The organism is Microcoleus sp. Pol7_B2 (genome assembly GCF_036701035.1).
Lineage (GTDB): Bacteria > Cyanobacteriota > Cyanobacteriia > Cyanobacteriales > Microcoleaceae > Microcoleus.
In genome coordinates this window covers 33346-56944 of record NZ_JAUBQB010000018.1, presented here as the reverse complement: position 1 = coordinate 56944, position 23599 = coordinate 33346, and the positions used below count along the sequence as shown (strand labels likewise).

Genomic DNA, 23599 nt, shown 5'->3' with positions numbered 1-23599 from the left:
GTTCTTGAACCGGGTAAAAAAACTCGGTTTGTGCGATCGCGTAATATCATGTCAAGTAATTTAACCATTATGGGTACGCAGCGAGGAATGCAAGTCCTCATACAATTCTGACGACGAACGCCCTCACTACGAACCAATTTTATTGCGGTTGTTCTAGCGGACAGAATATAAGTTTTTATCCCAAATTCGCAAAGGGCGGATTTTTTTTGTATTTGGAGTTGCAGCAAATATTGCGGGTAAAACCCGCGTCTACAACCACACACTAAAAACTAAATAATTTAGCTATGAACAGTACCGTCCGGTAAAATTGTACCTGTTAATGTAGTCCGCGTAAGTTTGACCATAACTCGATCGCCGTAACCGATTTTCGCTCCTGTTAAATCAGCACCGCTCAAGTCAGCACCGCTCAAATCGGCTCCGATTAAGTTGCTTTCTCTCAAGTTGGCATTGATCAAACAAGCTCCTAACAAATTAGCCCTGAACAAGTTTGCTTGGTGCAAATTCGCGCCTGTGAGATTGACGTTGTGTAGAAAAGCATCACTTAAGTCGGCTTCACTCAGGTTTGCATTGCTCAAGTTTCTTCCTGAAAAATCCTTTTCTTTTAAGGAAGCTCCTTTGAAGTTGGAACCGCTTAAATCGGGAGCTTGTGGCCCAGCTTGGCGGTAAGACTGAGATGGCGGCGGCTGCGATTGGTAGCGGGACGCCTCGGAATACGGCCCTGCAGGGTTTCCCCCATAGCTTCCCGGATAATTTCCAGGATATTTTCCTGAAGAGGGTTCAGAAGAGTAGCGGGGTTCTTTAGGGTTGACCGGTGGTGGCTGGGTGTTTTGGTGCTGGGTGTTTGGATACTGAGTATTTCTGTACTGAGTGTTTTGGTACTGATTGTTTTGGTACTGAGTATTGGGTTGCTGATTGTTTTGGTACTGAGTATTGGGTTGCTGATTGTTTTGGTACTGAGTATTGGGTTGCTGGGTAGTTTGTTGCTGGGTAGTTTGTTGCTGGGTATTTTGTTGCTGAGTGTTTCTGTACTGAGTATTTTGTTGCTGGGTAGTTTGTTGCTGGGTATTTTGTTGCTGAGTGTTTTTGTACTGAGTATTTTGTTGCTGGGTATTTTGTTGCTGAGTGTTTCTGTACTGAGCGTTTTGTTGCTGGGTAGTTTGTTGCTGAGTGTTTCTGTACTGAGCGTTTTGTTGCTGGGTGTTTTGGTGCTGGGTGTATTTGTGCTGGGTGTTTTGGTACTGGGTGTGTTTGTGCTGAGTATGTTTTTGCTGAACGTTCTGATTCTGACCTCTTGGTTGAATCGATCGCAATTTTTCGCGAGCTTGATTAATTTCCTTAATCTTTTCTTCAGCTTTCTGTAGTAGTCTGGGATTGTCTTTGGGGATGCGATCGGGGTGCCAAATGAACGCTAAATCCTTGTAGGCTTGGCTAATTTCTTCTCTGGAAGCTCCCGGCAACAGTCCCAGCACTTTATAGTATTGGTCGAGGTCGTTCATTGTACCACCTTTCGCTTTAAGAAATTAGGAATTAAAAATTAAGATCGGAGCAAAAGCCGTTCTCAAAGCTTGCGTGTCCGATCGTACATTAGATGAACAATAACTCAGCTAAGCCGCTGCTGGCAAAAATTCTCGAATTCGCTGCAAGTATGTTGCGGCATCCTCCAGCATCGGAAAGTGAGCCGTATTCGGAATTATAACAAATTCTACTTTTTTGCTGAGAGAGGCTGCTTGCTCTCCCATGACGGCGGGGATAATTTGGTCGAATTCTCCGGCCACAAGCAGTGTGGGAACACTCAGCCGCGCAAATTCTTGGGGCATTTCCTCGGCGGCTCTTTTGCTGACGGCCGTCACCATTGTACCTATAGCAGCTTGCTCGTCTGCCATTAAAAAATCCTTGAGAAACGCCAGACTGACCTCTGTGGGCAGGGAACGGCGCAAAAACCGGGCCATAAATAGCCGATCGGCAAACGGGATGGATGCCAGCCAAGAGGGTCTAAATTTTACCACATAGCCACCGAATTTGTGAAAAGTTGTAAAAGATTTTTCGTCGTATTCAAAAATACCGCTGCAAGTGAGAATTGCTTTTTCTACTTTTTCGGGGTAAAGGTTGAGAAATAAAGTAGCAATTGAAGCCCCTGTGGAGTGAGCATTGAGAAAGACGCGGCTTAAATTCAAAGCTTCTAATAATTCAGCTAAGTCCCGGGCGTAGGTTTCGAGTTCGTAGCTGGACTCAGGAGGCTCTTTTGGCAAGGGCGATCGACCAAAACCTCTCATATCGTAGAGCAAACAATCAAAATCATCAGCAATAGCCCGGGCCGTGCTTTCCCAGTAGCGCGCTGAACCCGCCCAGCCGTGCAGAAATACCATCACTGGTTTCCCGCTAGGTTGAACCGTGTTATCTGCCGTTATCCACTCGTAATAATGTTCTACACCGCGAATTGAAATGAAAGACATGATATTGACTTGGGATTCTGAGATTTTAGATTTTAGATTTTAACTCATAATTGTTCACTAAATACCAAAATTCCCGACTTCTTAAAGAAGTCAGGAATCTCAAGACTACATCTATCAAAAAATTTGAGTTAATCTGCGTCAATCCGCCAACATCGGCGGTAAAAAATTACCAACATAGGAACCAATCATAAATCTTAAGCAGCAGAAGCAGCCAGCCAAAATAAACCATCTACCAAAAGCGTGCTTAACACAGCGCCGCTGAAAGCGCGCCAGTGCAGTTCTCGATCGCGCAAACTCAGCAAACCGACTGTTAGCAGCACAGCGATTAAAACTAGAGCACAGCCTATGCCCCAAGGAGTTTCAATTTGACCGATCGCACTTTGAAAAATCGGCATTGCTAATTCCGGTTCCGCGTGCATCACTTGGCGCCAGTAGGGCATCAAACCAGTTAAATAAAAATATAAATCAGTAATCGCAGTGCCCAAGAGCGAACCTAAATAAAAATAGCCGCCCACTTTTCCCCAAGATTTGCCCAAGCACCAAATAGCAAAAGGCAAGCCAATTGATTCTATAGGTAGATGTAAAATTGGTTCCCATCTAAACCAGCCCCAATAGATAGAACCTGCGAGCCAACATCCGGCAAATCCTAATAATAAATCTCCCCAAAGTTGGGTTTTGGGGCGAAAAATTAGAATTAAACTCAGAACGAACCAGGGGATAGTTGACAGCAAACTGATAGTTGGATATAAGCGCACTAAGGGTGCTTGCACGAAGACTGGAATTGAGACTAAAAATGCTGAGGCACTAAATATCAACCACTGTTTGATGGTGTTGGTTGTGCCTGAAGTGACAGAATTGTCGAGGCGGGCGATGGTGGCAATAGGTGCGATCGCAGAGGATACTAAATTAAGATTAAACAACTGATTGGACTCCGTATTGTTTCAATAGGTGGACTAAAAATTTTGCTGCGGTTGTGGGTGCGACAGTCTCGATGCCGGCGGCGGTTTGGCTGACGTGCCAGCCTTTTGCCGTTTGAGGAGCTCGCCATAAATCCAAATGTTCGATCGGCGGATCTGCATAAAAGCTTTCTCCACCGCCACCGAGAATTGCCGAACTCCAGTGCGTAAAGCGATCGTGGCTGATTCGGTGGATGGGAAAATTGCCCCCCAGGGGTACTCCCCAACCGTCTAAGGCAAAAAAAGCCCCGACTTTGCCGCCGAGTTGCTGCCACATCCAAGCCGCCCCGATCGCCCCGGCTACTCCTGCCGAAAAGCTGACAAATACTAGGCTTTCTCCTCCTAACTCTTCACTGCACAAAAAGTGGAATATGTCAAGAGCTGAAAAAGGCGGATATTTATGAGCGGGAAAAATCTTGACACGATCGACTATTTGCTGGTTTTGGCGATCGGCTGCCAGTCCCCAAAGCCCCGAAATTCCCGCCAGGAAACAGTCGGTTAGCTTTGGTTCGTGGACTCCGGGGCAAATTACCAGTCTCATAGTTCGTCAAGAAAGTTAATATACTTCGCAACATAACTTTATCATATGCCTACTATATCATATACTACCCCTGGGGATAGGGTGTTAAACTTATAATAGAGTCAAGTTTGAAGAGTATCCCCCCAAATTCAAAGCTGGGAACGCTCCAAACAGCTTTAATCTGAGGCAAGGTGAGGCAGTCTTAAGAAAACATAAAACTTATCCCCCCCTGCCCCATTCTCTGTCAAGCTTAGCAAAGCCTGATTCTAGTTTTAAGCAGTTCTGTATTTAGATTTAACCTTTTTGGCGGCGTCGAAGCCGACCCCACAAAAGCTTAAAGAAACAGCATTGTGAAAATTAGAGGCCTGCCAGCTTAGCTGCCCTACAAATTTCGGGTCAGGGTCAAAAAACCGACTTAGGACTGATGCTCATCAATCCGGTTTCTAGGATAAATAAGAGGTTTGACCGGGAAGTATGGGCCAAGAAACCGGGAATCAGCCCCGCGCACGTCAGTCGTGCGATCGCAAACAATGAAAAATCTCCGATTCACCCTTCATCCTGCCCGGATCTCTTAGAATAAATAAAATTGAGGAATACAAAGTGGTTGCTTCTCCAGAAAAAATTGAGTCCAAAACATCTGCAGCACCCGCAAGTAACGATCGGGTTGCTGTATTGCTGATGGGTTACGGCGAAGTCGAAAGCTACGACGATTTTGCCAACTACAACGAACAAGCTTTAAATTTGCTTACGGCAAAGTTTGCGCCAGTACCGCTTTGGATTTATCCGCCGCTGGCGAAGATTTTAGCAATCTTTGACTTGCACGAGTGGAGTCACCAACACGGTCAATTTGTTTCGCCGCACAATGCAATTTTTGAACAGCAGCGCGCCGGGATAGAAAAGAATTTACAGGAGAAATGGGGCGATAAAGTAAAAGTGTTCAAAGCTTTTAACTTTTGCGCGCCGTTTTTGCCGGAACAAGTAATCCCTCAAATTAAAGAAGAAGGATTTGACAAAATTCTGATTTATCCGCTGTTGGTTGTTGATTCTGTTTTCACCAGCGGCATTGCAGTCGAACAGGTGAATAAAGCTTTAGCACAAACCTTTGATGGTAAGGAACATTGGGTAAAAGGACAGCGCTACATTCCTTCTTTTTACGATGAACCTGCTTACATCGATTTGATGGCGCGTTTGGTTGAAGAGGAAATTAAGAACGATTTAGCTGTAGCGCATTTGCCTTCTCAGATTGGGATTGTGCTGATGAATCACGGTTGTCCGCACAAGGCGAAGGGCTTTACTTCGGGAATTGTGGAAAGTCAAGCTTTGTACGATCGCGTGCGGGAACGTTTGATGTATCGCTATCCTTTGATTTCGGTGGGCTGGCTGAATCACGACACGCCGCTGATTGAATGGACACAGCCGGATGCGACGTTGGCTGCGAAGAATTTGATTGATTTGGGTGCAACTGCGATCGTCTTTATGCCGATCGGATTTGCGACAGAAAATCACGAAACATTGTTAGATGTTGACCACATTATTGAGTCTTTGCAGAAACAGCGTCAAGGAGTTACTTACCGCAAATTACCTTGCGTAAATGACCATCCAGAGTTTCTGAAAATGGCGGCAGAGTGGGCAAATCCCCAGATTGAAGCGTTGTTGAGTGAGACTGCGGTTGCTGTTAATCCGAGTTTGGCTTCCACACACCGCGAGCACGCGCATTCTCACGGGGAACACGGCCATTCTCATGGCGATCACGGTCATTCTCACGGGCACGGGCATTCTCATGGGGAACACGGTCATTCTCATGGCGGGCACGGCCATTCTCACGGGCACGGGCACAGTCATTAATTAGTTGAGTTAAACAGTCGATCGCCCTTGGCTCTTTTAGAGAAGGGGCGATTTTTTTGCTTATTTATGGTACTGTAAAACTTAACAATGATAGCCACAATCTTGTTGGGGTAAAAATGGGAACCAGTATCAGTAAGTTAATAGAGCGCTGGAAATCTCTACCAAGTAACTACTCAGAAGCCGATCTGAAAGCACACTTAATTCCTCTGATATGGGAGGTTATAGGTCTTAAGTTCGAGCAGATAGCGACTGGAAGTTTAGGTTCTGGAACAGGATTAAAACCCGATTACTTAATATATGACGAATTAGACAAGCCACCTAGAATAGTTGTTGAGATTAAAAAGCGTAGTAGCTTATTTTATGACGCTCAAGAGCAAGGGTTTTCCGATTTTTGCCAGCAGCAAAAGTTGTATAAAGATGCGGTAGGCTATAATAGTACAGGTAACAATGGAATTAAGCAGTACCTCGACAATACAAAAGTACCGCTTGACTATCTAGCTGCTTACGGATGGGTATTTAATGGTGACTTCTTTCAAGTTTGGCGGCGAGTTGAAGGGCTGGTTTTCCCTTTAACTCCCGTGCTAAAAGTGACAGCAGCAATTTTTCCTAAGCTTTTGCGTCAATTAGAGTATTGCTTGACTCCTCAGCGGGCTTTGGTAACAGCCATTTGGAATCAGAAAGGAGGCGTAGCAAAGACAACTAATACCATCAATCTAGGCGCAGCACTCGCGACAGAAGGCAAGAAGGTTTTGCTGATTGACTTAGACCCGCAAACTGATTTAACCAGAGGGCTGAAAGCCAAAATTCTAGTTAAGAACTACTTGAAGGATTGCAGTGAGAAAATTCAATTTAAAGAGGACAAAATCGCCAAAGATATTTTGAGCAGTGCCATCCAACTCCGCAAATTCCCTACCACTGACAGCAAGCCTTTTTCCTTGTCAGTTTTGCCGGGAGAGACGGACGAGTTAAAAGATTTTCGAGATAGCACCAACTTTCCCGACTCGCTCAAAAGGTCATTCGTCAAGACAATTATTAACCTGCTGAGTGATGACTACGACTACATATTCATTGACGCTTCCCCTACAGCAGATATCTTGACATTGGCGATGCTAGCTTCTTGCGACACTGTTTTAATCCCTGTGGATTTTGACAAAAAATCACTGCATCATGCAGCAGTAGTTGACAAGGCCATTCCTAGATGGAGAAATGCTAGGGTTCAGAAGGGGGAATTGCCTGTTGCTCCCTGGAACCTTGGTTTAGTGTTCAGCAATTGTCCTGCTGAAAAGGGCAGCATCCTCCAGAATCACATCAACGATACAATCACACAACTAAACTTCACTGGAAAGCCATACAAAACTGAGTTAAAAAGTTACGCTCAGACTAAAGTTGCAGAATTTCAACAACGACCAGTAATTTGCTGGCACAAATCCCCCATTACCAAACTATACAAAAACCTCGCCCAAGAAGTATTTCTTAAGCACAATTTTATCGATAACTAGCAGGTAATTATGGCACCTTTTCAAGAAGAAGAGTTCTCGGCTGACATTCCACTAGGACAAGTTTTGCAATTACCATGTAAGTTTATTCAGGGTAAGTCAAATGTAGCTGCTAAACAGATCGAAGCCATAGCAGAGCAGTTGAGTAAAGCTGAAAAAAACATTTTGCCCATTATAGTTAAGCCCTTAGATGAAGACAACTACCAATCTGTTTTTAATACTCAGATATTAGATGGAGCCCGTTTAGCTAAAAAGGATTTCGTCTGGTGCATCATTGTTGATGAGTTAATGCTGGCACAGGTACAAATAGAAGCTGGGCTGGTGATTGCTCAGCCAACAGCAGCAACTAATATCCTTGTCGCTTCCGAGCAAGAAATCCAGGAAGCACTAGAGCGCATCAAAGCTCAACAGCCTAGTTTTGATAAGAAGATTGATTCCTTGAAAACTGCCAAGGCGATCGTTGAATACAGGAAGACAAAGAAACCTAAAAACTTAACTTTTTTGACTACTTTAAAATGTGGAATCGGCAAAGCAAAAATTCCCCTGGTATCCGATTTTTTAACCGTTAATTAATACGAATTTTCCATGAAACAGAATGACGATCGTGCTTTCCCTGAAATCACCTATGTGGGCGGCGCTAGCGGCGAACTCGTACCCGTTTTGCGCGCCACTCGGTTGCGGGTGCAAACAGTAGTAGTTGCAGCCCAGAAATGGGGTTTTTCGCACGCGCCGCACCCTACGCTATGGCGATCGCCTCAACCAACTTATCAATCTCCGCCTCAGTTGTAAAATAGTGAACACAAGCCCGCACACAATCAGGATTAAGAATAGTCCTTACCATAATTCCCTGTTTTTCCAACAAATCGACAAGCTTTTTGTGCGGCATCCCATTAGTTAATCGAAACGAAACCAAACCAGCTTCCGGCGCCGATTTCCGCAAACATTCCACATCGGGAAGTTCCGACAAACGCTCCCAGAGATACTTACTCAAACGGCAAATTTCCGCATACCTTTCCTCGATCGTACCCCATTCATGTTGCAGGGCGATCGCACTCCGCAAACCCCCATACAAAGGATAAGCCGAAGTCGCAATTTCATAGCGCTGCGATCCAGACTTCCACCCAAGGACTTTAGCATTAGCATCCGTCACAATTCCCCGCCAACCGATAAACACCGGATGCAAATCTGCCAAAGCTTCAGCACTCACATAAAGCCCCCCCAAACCTTCCGGGCCGCACCACCATTTGTGACCAGTAAAAGCATAAAAATCAACCCCAGATTCAATCAAATTTAAAGGCAAAACCCCCACAGATTGAGCGGCATCAACTAACACTCTAACTTTGTGATTTTTGGCAGCCAATTCCTCTTGTCCCCCCCCTTGAATCAGGGAAAAATTTTCTGATACATCCCCTTGAATCAGGGAAAACTCCTCTTGTCCCCCCCCTTGCCAAGGGGGGATTAGGGGGGGTTCATGACACACTTTCACAATCTCAGCCAGAGGCAAAACTTGGCCAGTATTCCACAAAATGTGACTGATAACCAACAAGCGAGTATTTGGCCGCAAACTATCAGCAATCACCGCCACCGGATCGCCTTCATTCAAAGTTGCCGCCAACGGACAAACCGAAACCTCAATGTTGAAACGGCGCTGAAGTTCCATTACACTAGCTACAATGCCGGGGTGTTCGCAATCAGAAAGCAGCAAATGGTCGCCTGCTTTCCAGTCAATGCCCCACAGCGCAATATTGCAGCCGACGGTGACATCTTCAGTCAGGGCGATCGTTTCAGGAGGGACAGCCAACTCAGATGCGATCGCACGTCGCGTCAGCATCGCCTCCTGAACCACCCAAGCCCCCACCTCCCCCGAAAACGGCCCTCCAAGCTGCACCCGTTTGTAAGCCTCATAAATCGCCTCTAAAGCAGGCTCAGGCAGCGGCCCTTGTCCGCCGTAGTTAAAATAAGCTTTATTGGCCAAAGCTGGGAATTGTTGCCGGTGATTGTCCTTTGTCATTTTTTTTGGGGAATTATTGATAGCGTTAATATTGAATAACTAATGCTGTGAATTTTATACCTTTGGCCTGATACTCTATGCCTTGCGAATACTAAATGTTAATAACTGACAAACTGCTACTTTCCTATCAGCGATGCCATCTCCGAGCATTTTTAGACACCTGCGGAGACTGGAAACAACTAGATCCCCCCAGCGACTTTTTGCTGAAACTGATGCGCGACAGCGCGGCATACCAGCAGCAAGCTTTGGAACACGAGACTTACCAACAACCATATTATCCTAGAGGGGATTGGGAAGCCGGCGCGGCCGCTACATTGAGTTTAATGCAGCAAGGGGTCGATCGCATTTACCGAGGAGTTCTGATCCAGGGCGAATTCGGCAAAACCAACGCCGCAACAACTTCTCTGGTAGGAATTGACGGTCAATATTTCCCAGAATTTGGCGAAATCCCCGAAACTCCCGTTGATCTTTCATCCTCCAATCTTCTCTCTTCAAACATTACCCTGATCGGCCGCCCCCATTTATTAATCAAACAGCCGGGACAATCAAAATTTGGCGATTGGAGTTATATTACTGCGGATATTTGGCTTAGCAAGCGACCAAAACAAGAGTATCAAATTATCGCAGCTTTTCACGCCCAAGTTTTAGCTTCCGTACAGGAAACAATGCCCGATACTGCGTGGCTGATGCTGCGAAAAAAAGGGCTGTGGGCGGTGAATCTCGACCAGCGAACTCCTCAGATGTTCGAGATTTTAGACAACTGCATTCAGATGATAGAAAATCGGGATAAACCAGAGGTGTTCATTTCCCGGCAAAAGTGCAATCTTTGCGGTTGGTATACTCTCTGTCACGCCGAAGCCGAATCTATTAAACATCTTTCGTTATTGCCGGGAGTTACTGCCAGCCGCTATGCTAGACTAAAAACTCTCGAAATTACTGATGTAGAAGCTCTCGCTAATGCTAGTTCCGAACTGCTTGCTGAGTATCCAGAATTCCCCGACAGAGTTGCCTTTGATGTAGTGCAGCAAGCTAAATCGCACTTGCTAAATCAACCGCTGTTGCGGGAAGAAGGAAGAGGGAAGAAGGAAGAAGGAAGAAGGGAAGACGAAGAGGAAGGAAGAGGGGAAGAGGCAGAAGTTAATCAATTTATAATAATACCAGAAATTGCCGAAAATACTTTAGCAACAGTTAATCTTGTTCTGGTAAACACTACAGAAAATAAACCTGCCATATCTTCTATACCTGCACCAATTCTCCGCAAGAAACCAATTCCCTATTCCCAATCTGTCTTTTTGCCGATCGCCCCAATCGAACTCTACTTTGATGTTGAAGCGGAACCCGAGTTAAACTTAGATTACCTCCACGGAGTCTTAGTTGTTGACCGATGCAACAATACGGAAAAATTCCACGGTTTTTTAGCAGAATCAGCAGCAGAGGAAGGTGCAATCTGGGAGCAATTTTTAGAATTAATGTGGACTTATCCCATTGCTCCGATTTTCCACTTTTGCGACTATGAAGTCAAGACTTTTAAGCGACTGGCTAAACTTTACAATACTCCAGCTTATTTGTGGAAACCCGTGCTGAAACGGTTTGTAGATATTCACAAACAAGTGACGCAGAAAGCAATTATGCCGGTGGAAAGTTACGCACTCAAACCAATTGCCCGCTGGCTGGGTTTTGACTGGCGAGATGCTAAGGCTAATGGTGCTCAGTGCGTCTGCTGGTACGACGATTGGCTTAAAACCGGCGATCGATCGCTCTTGGAGGCGATCGTCCGCTACAATGAGGACGACTGTCGTGCTACTTATGTGGTTAAAGATTGGTTGACCAATTTTTTGCTAAATCATGAGCCGTGATTTTCTGATTTAATGAACCGCTTTCGTCGCGGCGCGAAGGAAGAAAGGGAAGAGGAAGATAGGTAAGAATGTATTTATTGGTAAAATGCGAAGGCTAGCAAAAGCAACTATATTTATTGTCTGTTTTTTGATGGCAGCAACTGTTGCTATTTGGGTAAACCAATCAGCTCAATCTTTCGCTGTTACGAAAATAGATTTTATCGGCAGAGCAATATTTCCTACAGGTTCTCCGTTTCAGGGGACGGAAATTGGCGGAATTTCGGGCATTACTTATGATGCCGAGAAACAAGTTTATTATGCCATTTCTGATGACCGCAGCAGCAAAGCTCCGGCGCGCTTCTATACTCTCAACATTAACTTGCAATCTGGGAAACTGGAAAAAGAGCAAATTACTTTTACTGGTGTCACTACTTTATTAGATGAAAACGGCAAAGGTTTTCCTGAATTAAGTTTAGATCCGGAAGGGATAGCTTTTACTGGCAATAGCGTGTTTGTTTCTTCTGAGGGAGATGTCGATCGCCAAATAAATCCTTTTATCAAAGAGTTCTCCCTCGATGGTAAACTCCTGAAAACGCTGGCACTTCCTGACCTATTTTTGCCCGACGACAAAGGCACTAAAGGTATCCGCAACAATCTATCATTTGAAAGTTTAACTTTAACGCCCGATCGCAAATACCTATTCACCGCCACCGAAAATGCCTTGGTTCAAGATGGCGCCGTAGCTTCCCTGGAAACCGGGAGTCCGTGCCGGATTTTGCGCTACGATGCGGTGAGCGGCAATCCAGAAGCATCGTTTCTCTACATCACCGAACCGCTACCGGCTGGTGCGAATCCTGTGGGAAAATTAACTAGCAACGGTTTAGTGGATTTGTTGGCGATCGACGATAACCGCTTGCTGAGTTTAGAGCGTGCTTTCTCCCTGGAAACTGGCACAACTATCAAAATTTTTGAGATTTCTCTGGAAAAGGGCGATCGTATTGAAGGACTCGAAAGCCTCAAAAGCCGTCTCAGCGAGGTTTCTCCCGCTCAAAAACGCCTGCTGATGGATTTGGAAACGCTGAAAATTCCCCTAGACAACATTGAGGGGTTGACATTTGGCCCCGCTCTGGCGGATGCTAGCAGAGGTCTGATTTTGGTGAGCGACAACAACTTCAGTCCCCTGCAAGAGACTCAAATTTTGGGCTTCCAAATAAAAGTTCAAAAAACCTCTTGACAAAAGGTCAAGTGATAAGCATAATAGAAATTGTGCCTGAAAAAACGGCAAAACGAGGGACAGTAGTTCAATTGGTTAGAGCACCGCCCTGTCACGGCGGAAGTTGCGGGTTCGAGCCCCGTCTGTCCCGTTCTCTCGTAAATAGAAAGTTTAAAATACAAAGTTTAAGCTTTTGGTATTTTATTAATTGAGTAAGGAGGAGCGAAATATGACCGTTACGCTCATTAACCCCTCCCCAGAAAAAACTACACAGCGGGTGGTATTATCTAATATCAGTTGGCAGACTTACCAAACCTTATTAGCAGAAGCGGGAGACAAGAGATCCTCGCGTTTTTCGTATTCTCAAGAAGTATTAGAAATTATCATGCCATCAGATTTGCATGAAACTGTTAATTGTTTGTTGAAACAGTTTGTGACTACTTTAAGTGACGAATTAAAATTGAAACGCAAGGGATTTGGTTCGACGACTCTCAACCGTGAAGATTTAAAACAAGGTGCAGAACCAGATTCATGTTTTTATATCCAAAATGTCGATAGCATTCGTGGCCGAAAAATTCACCTGTCAATCGACCCGCCACCTGATTTAATCATCGAAGTCGATCTCACCAGTCCATCTACTAATCGCTTTACTATCTACAAAAACTTAGGAGTTCCTGAAATTTGGAGATATGTGGGAGAGACTGTACAATTTTTTCAACTTCAGAACGGAGAATATGCAAGCTGTGAATACAGTGGCGCTTTTCCGATTGTTTCTTCAGGAATAATCAATCAATTTTTGCAGATGGCCGAGACGGAGGATGATACTACTATAATTGAGGCTTTGCGAGTATGGGTGAGGCACCAGTTGCGATCGCCCGAAAATGAGCAATAATACTAAACTTAATTTAACTAATTCCTTTCTCCCACGGACGATCGACTCCCAGCAGCGCTCAAAGGTGTGGAATAATAAACGGTCGGGCTATCTGATAGGTCAGAACTAGAACGATGGGGACGAGAATAGGAATAGCAACTAGCAATCCCCATTTGCCAAACCTAAGTTTTTGACCGTCCGATTTTAACAGGAAAATCACAGCAGCAATTCCCATGAGTATCCAGAAACCACCGAAGCCCATGAAGACTGTATAGCCTGCATCTTGCATTTTTTTTGACCTTTAATAGTAGTCCATCTTTAAGCTTAGTTGCAGTCTGTTTCTGTTGACATCTTCTGATAGGCCGATCGCACTTACTAAATATGACTCATTTCGAGTTTGGCCGGCAGCGGCCCTGACTTTCGCACTCGATCCACTGAGTTCGATCGCTCATAATTGTTGCTAAATCCGGCCTTCCCGTCAGCTTCAGCCGCCAGTCAGCCCAAATTCCGTACAGCCAATTGGCGATCGCCCCGATCGCTGGTAACTTAGTCACAGCATAAACCCAGCCCATACCTAAAATCTCGTAGGTGCGGCGAAAAACCTCTACATTTTTAACCGTCGTACCGTCGGGTAACACCGCGTGAATCCGCCCCATCGCCGTTTCGTAGTCGATTCCGCCGTGGGCATCCGGGTTGTAGCCATCATCCGCGATATCCACAAACGACACTAAACCTCGCCCCGCGTCCTGTTTTTTCAAGAAATTAACCTCCCGCAGGCACAGAGGACATTCACCGTCGTACAGTAACTCAATTTGCCAAGCAGGCGCAACAGAGTCGGGTGAGGGCGCAACAGATTCGGAAAACTCAGTTTTAGCAGCAGACATAGGGAAATATATTTTAATGTCGTCGATCGCACACAAACATTTTACAAGGATAAATAGTTATCAGGTGCGCCTTGGGTACTCCTAAAGCAGTTATTTGTGGTGTGAAAAATAGTCCCAAAGGTGAATCCAGTCTTGACCACCCGCAAGCTATTATCATCAAGATGCCCTCTCCTGCCATGCCGGAGAGTTTCACCCGATCGCCCGATAGTCGAATATCAAGCAATTCGAGGCAAAGCACCTGCCAAGCACAACTGTTAATTCGGCAACAAAATATAATAAAATTTGAAGTCTTAAACATCAGCTATTCCCCCAACCCGTAAATCGCCCAATCTAAAAGCAAAAATCTACATGAATGTCAGAGTCCGTCTAGCGCCCAGTCCCACCGGAAACCTACACATCGGTACCGCCAGAACCGCCGTATTTAACTGGCTGTTTGCCCGCAACCAAGGCGGAAAATTCATCCTGCGGGTAGAAGACACAGACGTAGAACGTTCTAAAAGCGAATACACCGATAACATCCTCGAAGGACTCACCTGGCTGGGTATGGAGTGGGACGAAGGCCCGAGTTTTCAGTCACAGCGTCTGGAAATATACCGCCGAGCAGTCCAAACCCTTCTAGATAATGGACTCGCCTACCGCTGCTACACCACGTCGGAAGAACTCGACGAAATGCGGGAAGCACAAAAAGCCAACAAACAAGCCCCCCGCTACGACAACCGACACCGCAACTTGACAAGCAAAGAGCGCGCAGCTTTTGAAGGCGAAGGGCGACAAGCTGTGATTCGGTTTATCATCGACGACGATCGCACAATTTCTTGGAACGACATGGTGCGCGACACCGTAACCTGGAAAGGTAGCGACCTCGGCGGCGATATGGTAATTGCCCGTGCATCCAGCGGCGGCGTTATCGGCCAACCCCTCTACAACCTCGCAGTAGTTGTCGATGACATCGACATGGGCATCACCCACGTCATCCGCGGCGAAGATCACATCGGCAATACTCCCAAACAAATATTGCTCTACGAAGCTTTGGGCGCGACAATCCCAGAATTTGGCCACACGCCGCTGATTTTAAACTCCCAAGGGCAAAAGCTTTCTAAACGCGACGGCGTAACCTCGATTTCTGACTTCAAAGATATGGGCTACCTGCCCGAAGCTTTAGTCAATTACATGACTTTGCTCGGTTGGACTCCGCCGGATTCAACGCAGGAAATATTTACACTGTCTGAAGCAGCAGAATTATTTACATTCTATCGAGTCAACAAAGCCGGTGCAAAATTTGACTGGGATAAACTCAATTGGCTAAACAGTCAATACCTGCACAAAATGCCAGTGCCGCAATTGACAGATTTGCTGATACCTTATTGGTGGCAGAAAGGCGGTTATGAGTTTGACTTGGAGGCAGACCGTCCCTGGCTCGAACAAATAGCTGCTTTAATCGGCCCGAGTCTCGTTCGCTTAACCGATGCTGTGGATATGTGTAAGGTATTCTTCTCCACCACGGTGGAATACGAAGAAGAAGCACTCGCACAATTGCAGCAAACAGGGGCTGCACAGGCTTTACAAGCAGTTGTAGAAGCTATGGAAAGTCATTCGTCCCTGACATCAGCGGAAGCTCAGAAAATCACTAAAAAGCTCAGTAAAGAGAAAAATCTTAACAAAGGGCTAATTATGCGATCGCTCAGAGCCGCTCTGACAGGTGCAATGCACGGCCCCGACCTGATAGAATCTTGGGTAATCCTTCACCAGCGAGGAACGGCTAAAACCCGTTTGCTTGATGCCATTAGCAACTTGAATGGGCCTGCTGTTGGTGTCGCGGACGAAACTCCTACCCCAGAACAACCACACGCAGAAACAGTCGCCGAAAGTTCTGCTACAGAACAGTCAGCAGTGGAGGTTTCAAAAGTCGAAACACCGACTCTTGAAACAGTCGAAACCCCGGTTGTTGAACCATCAGCAGCAGAGGTTTCAGAAGTAGAAAAACTTGCGATCGAAACAGTCGAAACGCCGACTGTCGAACAAGCAGTGGAAGTTACAGCAGTCGAAATACCGACTTCAGAAACAGGCGAAGTGTCGGCTCTTGAACCAACCGACGGGGAGGTTGCAGCAGTCGAAATACCGGCTCTTGAAACAGTCGCAGCAGCAGTTGAAATACCTGCCGCCAACCAGCAAAAAACTATTGCGAGTGGAGAAATGACTTCATCAAACGAACCAGAAACAACCGTTATCATCACCGAAGTTCCTGCCGGAAATGAAGCAGACAGTTCAAGCGGTACAACAAAAGTCATAATTACCGAAGAACCGCCAAGTCAGACCCAGCAGATCAAAGAACAAATTATCTCAATTTTGTCTGAGTTTCCCGCTTACATTGGCAGCTTTTACGAGCAGTACAAAAGTCCCCTGACTGTTATCGGTGTAATTGTAGCCTCGATTGTCTCTTTGAAAGTGCTTTTGGGCGTAATAGACGAACTCAACGACATCCCCCTGCTAGCACCCACATTCGAGCTAATTGGTATCGGATATACCGGGTGGTTTATCTACCGCTATTTGCTGCGATCGTCCAACAGGCAACAATTAGGTCAAGAAATTCAAGCCTTGAAAGAACAAATTTTCGGCAAAAAATCCTAAACTTTTGCTGTAATTTGTTGAATTTTTACCCGAAACTGACAATTTTAAATAAGTTGTCAGTTTCGGGTTTTTAAATGACTAATCACTAATAACTAATCACTAAACCCCAGCCGCAGTAAAAGCCGCCCAATAATAAGGATTGGCAAAAGGATAGGGTTTGCGGTTGCGAATTTGCTGCAAAGAAGCCTCCGCAATCAGGCGAGAACTTTGAGAAAGCCGATCGAACATTTGCGAAATTTGAGGTTGAAAATCCGCCAGCAACACCTCCAATTCCTCGCTAGTCAAATCCCGCAGCCACCTTTGAGCGTCCGCCAGTGCCATCGCCACATCTCCCACCTGCAACCGAGAAAACCGTCCCAGATTTTCATAAAACTTGCTCGTCAGCAGCAGCGTAGAAACATCGTTCACCTTCCACAGACTGCTAACCACACTAGACGTGCCAGCATACAACAAACCCGCCGACAAACCCACAAAATCTCCTCCAGCACCGCTAACTCCGCCAGCGGCAATTTCGCAACCCGATAAAGTAACTAAAAAATATTGCCGAAAATCCAGATTAAAAATTTCCTCCAAACTCAGAGAATCATTCCTCAAAAACACTGCGGATTTCAGTGGCCAAGCCAAATTAAGCAAACTCAAACAAGCAAAATGAGCGCATTTTTTCTGCTGCAACTGCCCTCTTTGCTGGGGCAAACTCCCATTATTAGCAGACATTTCTTGGGAAAAAGCCTCTTTAATTGCAGGCTTATGGCGCATAACTTCTGTACTCGCAAAATACTGGGAAATATTGCCGATTTCAATGTTGCTGTAGAACGCATCTCTGGTGAAAGTTGGAATTGCCAAAAGCTGCTGCAAACCGGGTCTGTACCGACCAATAGCCGCTCCGTGTGCATTTTGTCTCAACAGCAATAGCTGACAGCTAGGAGCATAGCGAATTCCTCCGGCAAATCGATCGATCAAATAAGCAGCAGGCGCTGCAACGTCGCCAAAAGACGAACTTTGAGAAAAATCCGAAAGGCTGTAGGTTTCCACATCAAAACCGCTGCGATCGCTCCACCCAGACCTAAAAATTCCCCCACCGTCCTCAAACCCGTCTCTCCCCGCCAAAGGCAAAGCGTGGAGTGGCAAAGCGTGCAAAAATCGGTGCGGCACAAAAATCAGCCGATCGCAATTCTCCGGAATCAGCGCCACCACTCGATCGATTTCCAGCATCGTAGCCAAGCGTTTGAGGCGAGCCGGGAGATGATTGATCCAGCGACCTTTTTGTTCAGAATAAGCGGTGAGGTACTCCTGGCCCCAACTTTCGGCAGCCAAAGCATTTTCCGCCGAACACAGGTGAACGGCGGGATATTGTGCACTCTTTACCACCACAAAAGCAACCAGCAACTCCCCCAAACTCGCCCACGCCACAACAGCGCAATTGTCATCAGGCAACAATTGGCGAATTTGCTCGAAAGCGATCGGTTCAACTTTGTGAGCTAGGCTGAAGAAAGGATCGTTTGCCTGCACCTCCCGCGCAATCAACCTATCCAACTGCTTCCACAATTGATTTAAGTGCATGAAGTCCGAGTTCGGCAGCAGAGAACCGCTGTTCAAACCTTGGCTATCGGCCTCAGAAATCAAGGTCGTGTTCGGCTCAGGTTCTCCCTGTTCTTGGTGCCGCTGTTCCCCCGCTATTTCCAGTTGCAGGGACTCCAACTCGCTTCGCACCGCTGCAGGAATTTCGGCTTTCGGAGTCAAGTGGCATTTAACCAGCAGTTGTACCAAATTCCGATTTTTGTGGCGTTCGGCGTATTCCAGAGCCTTAGCGTAATATTCAGGTTGGCTGGCGCCGAGTTCCAAGCAAACTTGCACCAGGCATTTATAGAGTCCAGCCCAGGTGCGGGTTAATTTGACTTTTGCGGTAGTCGTCTGATCGCCAAAATCGACTGTATCAGCCCCAACTTCGCAACGCAAGAATTCAACAGTATCGACAGCAGCAGTAAAAACCCCGTAGGCGCGAAGCAAGTCGCCTCGAACTCGGTAAGCTTGACCCAAATAAAATAAAATTTCAGCCCAGCGGTGGGGATAGGTTTCGCGAGTGTAGACTTGACAGGCGCTGTGATAGCAGCCGATCGCGCTTTCCATGTGGGACAAGTCTTCGGCCTGCGTCAGTTGCGAATAAGCCCTGCCCAGATAAATTTGCAGCATTGCCCAGCGGTTGGGATATGCCTGCTTGGTGTAGACTTCGGCCGCATTTTGATAGCAGGCGATCGCGCTTTTGAGGTTGCGGTTTTTTTCCCCTTTCACGTGTTCGCAGAAAGCGCGACCGAGGTAGGCACAGAGCATTGCCCAGCGTTCGGGAGATTTTTGGCGGTTGCAAAACAGCAAAGCATTTTGATAGCAGACGATCGCCATTTCCATATTTTCGGCTTTTTCCCCTTTCACCCGCCGACTGTAGATCCTACCTAGGTAAGTTTGGATCGAAGCCCAGGCTTCGGGAAATTTGATGCGGGTGTAGACTTGTAAAGCATTTTGATAGCAGGCGATCGCCATTTCCAAATTTTCCACCGGATCGCCTTTGATGCGATCGACAAACACCCGGCCCAAATTCCTTTGAGTAGTCGCCCACTGCTGCGGAAAAGCTTCCCGAGTCCGCACCTGCAAAGCTCTCTGATAGCACGTAACCGCGTATTCGAGATTTTCAGCTCGGTTGCCCCGCAGCAACTCGCAGTAAGCATTTGCCAAATTATTTTGAGTTGTAGCCCAGCGCCGGGGAAACACCTTGCGGTTGTAGACTTGCAAAGCATTGTGGTAGCAAGCGACTGCCAGTTCCAGATTTTCAGCTCGGTTGCCCCGCAGCCGCCGGCTGTAAGCACGGCCGAGATTGTTTTGAGTGCTCGCCCACTCTTCCCCGAAAGTTTCGCGGGTGCGAACTCGCAGCGCGTTTTGATAGCAGGCGATCGCGTGTTCTAGATTGTCTGCCGGATCTCCCCTGAGACGCTCGCTGTAAGCGTTGCCTAGATTGTTTTGCAGCGTCGCCCACTGTTCCGGGTAATGTTCGGGCGTGCGTACTTGTAGGGCATTTTCAAAGCAAGCGATCGCCTGTTCGATATTTTGAGCCTTATCACCTTTGGGACGATCGCTATAAGCGTTGCCCAGATTGTTTTGCATCACCGCCCATTCTTGGGGAAAGTCTTTGCGGGTAAACACCTTGGCAACTGTTTCGTAACCGGCAATTTCGATTTCCAAGTTGTGAGCTTTGCTGCCGAGGGGAAACCGCCCAATTTTGTTGCTCAGATTGCCGATTAACGCTGCAATGCGCCTAGTCTCCGATTCTTTGGCAGCAGGGATCACCAAAGTGGCCCAGTGGCGCAGCAGTTGTGCGAAATTCTGGTCGAGTTTGTCTAAATTGTTTCTCAGCAGCGAGTACAGGTGCTGCGAATCAGGCCCGCGCGCGACTGCCTGCAATACTTCTGCTAAAAAAGCCAGATAGGCTGCCCCGGTTGCGGGCAATTTATAACTCCCTTTTGCAGATTCTAAGGGTGCGATCGCCCTTTGGAAAAATTTTGCAGCTTTCAGCAAGCTTTCTCGCGTCAGTGCCACTTCTTCCAAATAAAGCGTTTGCACGAACCCAAAGTCGATCGACTTTGGGTTCGTCCTCAAAATCAAATCTATTCCTGAGTCCCCAGGATTTTCCAGCAGCGCTTGGAGCATATTAACATCAGTTTTGCGACGCTGTTCGTCCATCGTGCATTCCGCCAAACTATTAATCATAGGAGCGCTGCTTCCGTGCAACCAAGTGAACTACCCACCGCTAAATCGTAGTACCGAATATAGTAGGGGCTTCTGTACTCATAGGCGAGTGCCTTAGCTGAGACTTTCGTCTAACCTTTGGTCTTACCTCGCATCCTAAAGCCGAAATGGCTGAACCTTCTTGCGCCTTTAGTATTTTGATACCTTCTGCTTTCATATTTATCCCTGCTTTCTTCTCGCGAGCGCGATCGGTAGCACAGTGAGGACAAGTCCCTTCCCTCATATCTAAGGGCATCTCGGCCATTTGATGGAAACAATTAGAACAGAGTTTGGAAGTGGAAACCCCTGTATCAATCTCGACTAAGTTCCCCTCTTTGCGTTCCCACTTGTAGGCTAAGAAGTTGGTAAAACTTCCCAAAACCTCATCCGATCTTGCTTTCGCCAAATTTTGATTGCGAATCATGTCCCAGAAATGAAAGTTTTCTACTATGAGCGCGAGGCGAGCGCTGACCAACTTATAACTAAGTTTATGTAGAAAATATTGCCACAAATTCCTAAACCGCTCGCATACCTTTGCCACAGCTTTTCTATATTTGTGTTCAGAATTACTTTTATGCTGGTTTGTAAACTTTTGCTGCTGGCGCTTCAAGTTCTTCTCCTGCTTGGCAAAATGCTTGGCATTGTCATATATAGATACTTTTTCATTATCGGGGACAATAGCAAAGTATTTCACTCCTAAATCGCCAGCAATCCTACCTTCTTTTGTTGTCTGGTTCTCAGCCTTCTTGATTTCACTCAGTATAGATGCCAGATATTTTCCTGAATATTTCTTACTAATAATTGAATTGGGACTTTTACCCTCACTTAATCTATATCTCTTTATTTTTGTTTTAGTTTTTCTTCTATAACTGTAAATTATATTACACACAAAATTGACTTTTTTAGGATGCTGAACTAACAGTTTTTTAGCTTGAGATGGGAACTTATAAAACCCAGCCACTTCATCAAAAAAATTTTTGTATGCAGCCGTTAATTTGAGCGTATTAACTTGCCCAAATTGGCTGTAATACTGACCTAATCCTACACTTTCATCGGATTTTTTGATGACAGGTAAAAGTGTGTTGAGACCGGAGTAGGCAATTTTTTTTCCAGTTTTTTTATATACTTCAATTGATTGATTTTGACCATAATTAGACCACCAACGCGCACCCCCAAAAGTTGAAGCTACTTGTATTTGTTGATTTTGGGTAGGATAGAAACGAACTTGGATAGCCTTGTGTAGCAATCAACATCACCTCCTTGATTCTTCTATTCTCTCACAATATACAGTTGATGAGCAAAGCATTACAAAAAAATTTTGTGACGAGGATTACATATTTTCTCTCTTGAAAGAGCTCCCCAAAATTACTTGAGGATGCAATCGTCGTCGCCCGCCCTTCCCACTATAACGGTACTCAGTTGAGTTGGAAGGGCGCGAAATAGTTAAATCACGATTCACACCCAACAGACACTCACATAGCGAAACTAGCACCTGCAATGGCTAATAGTATAATTTTGCGCGCTGCTCTTTAGTAAAATCGCAGTTCAAAACACCGTCAGTCTTTCGGGGCGGGTTTCACAGACAGTTCTAAATTTGACAAACCCGCCCTGACAGACTTGCAGCGGGGCGGGTTTACTTTATACCCCGATCGGACTTAGGCCAAAAAACCGGGCTTCTGGGAAACTATTGGGTTTGGTAACGAGGAATCTCGAAAGAAACCCGGTTTCTGAGGAAGAGTGTGTCCTCGACTAAGTGAGTTATCTAGGATATTGCGCGAGTTTCAGCGCTACAGCTAACAAAAATCAACTCAGTAGATTTTACTGTACCGCTTGAGAGCGCAAGGCTGACTCCACTGCCAGCAGAGCTCGATCGACTTCAGCGGCAGTGACAATCAGCGGCGGGACAAATCTCAGCACTTTCGGCCCTGCAGGAACCAACAGAACTCCTGCGGCGATCGCAGATTTGACGATATCGCCCGATGTCAGTTCGATGTCAGCTTGCAATTCCATCCCGACAATCAAACCCCAGCCGCGCACTTCGGCAATTAAATGCGGATATTCGGCCGCCAACTTGTTGAGCCCTGCTTTCAACTGTTCCCCGCGCTGCTGCACGTTTTCTAGAAGGTTTTCCCGTTCCAAAGTTTGGCAAACGCACAAAGCTACAGCGCAAGCAAAAGGATTGCCGCCGAAAGTGCTGGCGTGACTTCCCGGTTCAAATACATCGCAGAAAGATTTGCACAGCATAGCGCCGATCGGGATACCGCCGCCCAATCCTTTGGCAGACGTAAAGATATCCGGTTCAATGCCGAGGTTTTCGTAGCCCCAGTATTTGCCGCTGCGTCCCATCCCGACTTGCACTTCGTCGAGAATGAGCAAAATGCCTTTTTCGTCGCAAATTTCGCGAATTCGCTGGAAGTAGGCGATATCTCCGGGGCGAACTCCGCCTTCGCCTTGCAGCGCTTCCAGCATAATTGCTGCTACTTGGCGTTCGTCTTTGTCGAGTTGCTCGATCGCACTTTCGATCGCACTAATATCGTTGTAGGGCACGTAGTGAAATCCGGCAACCAAAGGGCTAAAACCCTTCTGATATTTAGGCTGTCCCGTTGCCGTAATTGTCGCCAAAGTCCGTCCGTGGAAACTCGCAACGGCGGTAATGATTGTCGGATTCGAGATATTTAATTTTTCGTGGGCGTACTTGCGGGCGAGTTTAATTGCCGCTTCATTAGCTTCCGCGCCGGAGTTGCAAAAGAAGGCTCTGTCAGCGCAAGAATGGTCTACAAGCCACTTTGCCAGCTCGCCCTGTACGGGGATGTAATAAAGATTAGAAACGTGGTGCAGGGTCTGAATTTGCTGAGTTACCGCTGCAATCATTGCCGGGTGGGCGTGTCCCAGAGTGCAGGTAGCAATACCAGCCACAAAATCGAGATATTCGCGGCCCTCGGTATCCCAAACGCGGCAGCCCAGGCCCCGTTCTAGGGCGATCGCAAAACGCCCGTAAGTTGTCATTACATAGCTGTCGAAGCTCTCAGAACTGAAGGGACTGGCTTCGGCTTGCACGTTTGGTTCTTTTAGTAAGGTTTCTGGACTCACGAATCGCTCCTTAACACATAATA

At 46.4% G+C, this 23599-nt stretch carries 19 protein-coding genes, 1 tRNA gene and 1 pseudogene; 10 read left to right on the top strand and 11 right to left on the bottom strand.

The genetic code is table 11. The annotated features are described in order from the left end of the window. Window positions 1–278: 278 nt before the first annotated feature. The 4 genes from QUA57_RS09960 to QUA57_RS09945 all read right to left on the bottom strand — a co-directional run bounded on the left by QUA57_RS09960 (window position 279) and on the right by QUA57_RS09945 (window position 3950). A complete protein-coding gene (locus QUA57_RS09960) occupies window positions 279–1496 on the bottom strand; it encodes a pentapeptide repeat-containing protein (protein WP_333060573.1) in 1218 nt (405 codons plus the stop codon). Window positions 1497–1604: 108 nt separating this feature from the next. Beyond that, window positions 1605–2453 carry an alpha/beta hydrolase gene (locus tag QUA57_RS09955; RefSeq protein WP_333060574.1) on the bottom strand — a complete coding sequence of 283 codons (849 nt, stop codon included), beginning with the start codon at window positions 2451–2453 and terminating at the stop codon, window positions 1605–1607. Between the two features lie 194 nt (window positions 2454–2647). Beyond that, on the bottom strand, window positions 2648–3373 hold the full coding sequence (locus QUA57_RS09950; RefSeq protein ID WP_190662774.1) for a DUF3120 domain-containing protein: 726 nt from the start codon (window positions 3371–3373) through the stop codon (window positions 2648–2650). Next, window positions 3366–3950 (bottom strand): hypothetical protein, encoded by a 585-nt coding sequence (locus QUA57_RS09945; RefSeq protein WP_333060575.1) that lies wholly within the window; start codon window positions 3948–3950, stop codon window positions 3366–3368. Before QUA57_RS09945 ends, QUA57_RS09950 begins: the two co-directional genes overlap by 8 nt. 579 nt (window positions 3951–4529) lie before the next feature. On the opposite strand from QUA57_RS09945, the gene QUA57_RS09940 reads away from it, so the two are divergent. From QUA57_RS09940 to QUA57_RS09925, 4 genes are all read left to right on the top strand, one after another. Next, window positions 4530–5774 (top strand): ferrochelatase, encoded by a 1245-nt coding sequence (locus QUA57_RS09940; RefSeq protein WP_333060576.1) that lies wholly within the window; start codon window positions 4530–4532, stop codon window positions 5772–5774. Between the two features lie 116 nt (window positions 5775–5890). Further along, window positions 5891–7273 (top strand): AAA family ATPase, encoded by a 1383-nt coding sequence (locus QUA57_RS09935; protein WP_333060577.1) that lies wholly within the window; start codon window positions 5891–5893, stop codon window positions 7271–7273. A gap of 9 nt (window positions 7274–7282) precedes the next feature. Continuing rightward, window positions 7283–7843, top strand: coding sequence for a hypothetical protein (locus QUA57_RS09930; RefSeq protein ID WP_333060578.1), 561 nt, complete (start codon window positions 7283–7285; stop codon window positions 7841–7843). A gap of 12 nt (window positions 7844–7855) precedes the next feature. Then, entirely contained in the window at window positions 7856–8059 is a 204-nt protein-coding gene (locus QUA57_RS09925) for a hypothetical protein (RefSeq protein WP_333060579.1), read from the top strand. Here QUA57_RS09925 and QUA57_RS09920 read toward each other — a convergent pair. Beyond that, window positions 8007–9281 carry an aminotransferase class V-fold PLP-dependent enzyme gene (locus tag QUA57_RS09920; RefSeq protein ID WP_333060580.1) on the bottom strand — a complete coding sequence of 425 codons (1275 nt, stop codon included), beginning with the start codon at window positions 9279–9281 and terminating at the stop codon, window positions 8007–8009. The genes QUA57_RS09925 and QUA57_RS09920 overlap by 53 nt on opposite strands. Before the next feature lie 95 nt (window positions 9282–9376). Between QUA57_RS09920 and QUA57_RS09915 the strand changes: the two genes are divergently transcribed. The 4 genes from QUA57_RS09915 (at window position 9377) to QUA57_RS09900 (ending at window position 13221) form a co-directional block, all read left to right on the top strand. Continuing rightward, window positions 9377–11137 carry a TM0106 family RecB-like putative nuclease gene (locus QUA57_RS09915; protein ID WP_333060581.1) on the top strand — a complete coding sequence of 587 codons (1761 nt, stop codon included), beginning with the start codon at window positions 9377–9379 and terminating at the stop codon, window positions 11135–11137. Between the two features lie 130 nt (window positions 11138–11267). Further along, window positions 11268–12350 carry an esterase-like activity of phytase family protein gene (locus QUA57_RS09910; RefSeq protein WP_333060582.1) on the top strand — a complete coding sequence of 361 codons (1083 nt, stop codon included), beginning with the start codon at window positions 11268–11270 and terminating at the stop codon, window positions 12348–12350. Between the two features lie 56 nt (window positions 12351–12406). Then, a tRNA-Asp gene (locus QUA57_RS09905) sits at window positions 12407–12480 on the top strand. Between the two features lie 78 nt (window positions 12481–12558). Next, window positions 12559–13221: a Uma2 family endonuclease gene (locus QUA57_RS09900; protein WP_333060583.1), complete on the top strand. Its 663-nt coding sequence runs from the start codon at window positions 12559–12561 to the stop codon at window positions 13219–13221. A 58-nt stretch (window positions 13222–13279) separates the two neighbouring features. Here QUA57_RS09900 and QUA57_RS09895 read toward each other — a convergent pair whose 3' ends face one another. The 3 genes from QUA57_RS09895 to QUA57_RS09885 all read right to left on the bottom strand — a co-directional run bounded on the left by QUA57_RS09895 (window position 13280) and on the right by QUA57_RS09885 (window position 14382). Further along, complete coding sequence (locus QUA57_RS09895) at window positions 13280–13489, bottom strand: hypothetical protein (RefSeq protein ID WP_333060584.1); 210 nt, start codon at window positions 13487–13489, stop codon at window positions 13280–13282. A 97-nt stretch (window positions 13490–13586) separates the two neighbouring features. Continuing rightward, window positions 13587–14084 carry a DUF393 domain-containing protein gene (locus QUA57_RS09890; protein WP_333060585.1) on the bottom strand — a complete coding sequence of 166 codons (498 nt, stop codon included), beginning with the start codon at window positions 14082–14084 and terminating at the stop codon, window positions 13587–13589. A gap of 13 nt (window positions 14085–14097) precedes the next feature. Then, complete coding sequence (locus tag QUA57_RS09885) at window positions 14098–14382, bottom strand: hypothetical protein (RefSeq protein WP_333060586.1); 285 nt, start codon at window positions 14380–14382, stop codon at window positions 14098–14100. A gap of 50 nt (window positions 14383–14432) precedes the next feature. On the opposite strand from QUA57_RS09885, the pseudogene gltX reads away from it, so the two are divergent. Next, window positions 14433–15875, top strand: a pseudogene (gene gltX / locus QUA57_RS09880) (glutamate--tRNA ligase); the annotation flags it as partial. Window positions 15876–16277: 402 nt separating this feature from the next. Further along, on the top strand, window positions 16278–16712 hold the full coding sequence (locus QUA57_RS09875) for a CAAD domain-containing protein (protein ID WP_333038016.1): 435 nt from the start codon (window positions 16278–16280) through the stop codon (window positions 16710–16712). 99 nt (window positions 16713–16811) lie between these two features. On the opposite strand, the gene QUA57_RS09870 is transcribed toward QUA57_RS09875, so the two are convergent. The 3 genes from QUA57_RS09870 to QUA57_RS09860 all read right to left on the bottom strand — a co-directional run bounded on the left by QUA57_RS09870 (window position 16812) and on the right by QUA57_RS09860 (window position 23576). Further along, entirely contained in the window at window positions 16812–20468 is a 3657-nt protein-coding gene (locus tag QUA57_RS09870; protein ID WP_333060587.1) for a CHAT domain-containing protein, read from the bottom strand. Between the two features lie 40 nt (window positions 20469–20508). Continuing rightward, on the bottom strand, window positions 20509–21732 hold the full coding sequence (locus tag QUA57_RS09865; RefSeq protein WP_333060588.1) for a transposase: 1224 nt from the start codon (window positions 21730–21732) through the stop codon (window positions 20509–20511). 572 nt (window positions 21733–22304) lie between these two features. Beyond that, complete coding sequence (locus tag QUA57_RS09860; protein ID WP_333060589.1) at window positions 22305–23576, bottom strand: aspartate aminotransferase family protein; 1272 nt, start codon at window positions 23574–23576, stop codon at window positions 22305–22307. Window positions 23577–23599: the final 23 nt, after the last annotated feature.

What these genes read in the sequence shown, in the direction of transcription:
- QUA57_RS09925 (WP_333060579.1), top strand. Translation starts at nt 7,856, where the DNA reads ATGAAACAGAATGACGATCGTGCTTTCCCTGAAATCACCTATGTGGGC.
- QUA57_RS09960 (WP_333060573.1), bottom strand. Translation starts at nt 1,496, where the DNA reads ATGAACGACCTCGACCAATACTATAAAGTGCTGGGACTGTTGCCGGGA.
- QUA57_RS09870 (WP_333060587.1), bottom strand. Translation starts at nt 20,468, where the DNA reads ATGATTAATAGTTTGGCGGAATGCACGATGGACGAACAGCGTCGCAAA.
- QUA57_RS09885 (WP_333060586.1), bottom strand. Translation starts at nt 14,382, where the DNA reads ATGTTTAAGACTTCAAATTTTATTATATTTTGTTGCCGAATTAACAGT.
- QUA57_RS09910 (WP_333060582.1), top strand. Translation starts at nt 11,268, where the DNA reads ATGGCAGCAACTGTTGCTATTTGGGTAAACCAATCAGCTCAATCTTTC.
- QUA57_RS09895 (WP_333060584.1), bottom strand. Translation starts at nt 13,489, where the DNA reads ATGCAAGATGCAGGCTATACAGTCTTCATGGGCTTCGGTGGTTTCTGG.
- QUA57_RS09890 (WP_333060585.1), bottom strand. Translation starts at nt 14,084, where the DNA reads ATGTCTGCTGCTAAAACTGAGTTTTCCGAATCTGTTGCGCCCTCACCC.
- QUA57_RS09955 (WP_333060574.1), bottom strand. Translation starts at nt 2,453, where the DNA reads ATGTCTTTCATTTCAATTCGCGGTGTAGAACATTATTACGAGTGGATA.
- QUA57_RS09920 (WP_333060580.1), bottom strand. Translation starts at nt 9,281, where the DNA reads ATGACAAAGGACAATCACCGGCAACAATTCCCAGCTTTGGCCAATAAA.
- QUA57_RS09945 (WP_333060575.1), bottom strand. Translation starts at nt 3,950, where the DNA reads ATGAGACTGGTAATTTGCCCCGGAGTCCACGAACCAAAGCTAACCGAC.
- QUA57_RS09900 (WP_333060583.1), top strand. Translation starts at nt 12,559, where the DNA reads ATGACCGTTACGCTCATTAACCCCTCCCCAGAAAAAACTACACAGCGG.
- QUA57_RS09930 (WP_333060578.1), top strand. Translation starts at nt 7,283, where the DNA reads ATGGCACCTTTTCAAGAAGAAGAGTTCTCGGCTGACATTCCACTAGGA.
- QUA57_RS09915 (WP_333060581.1), top strand. Translation starts at nt 9,377, where the DNA reads ATGTTAATAACTGACAAACTGCTACTTTCCTATCAGCGATGCCATCTC.
- QUA57_RS09875 (WP_333038016.1), top strand. Translation starts at nt 16,278, where the DNA reads ATGACTTCATCAAACGAACCAGAAACAACCGTTATCATCACCGAAGTT.
- QUA57_RS09935 (WP_333060577.1), top strand. Translation starts at nt 5,891, where the DNA reads ATGGGAACCAGTATCAGTAAGTTAATAGAGCGCTGGAAATCTCTACCA.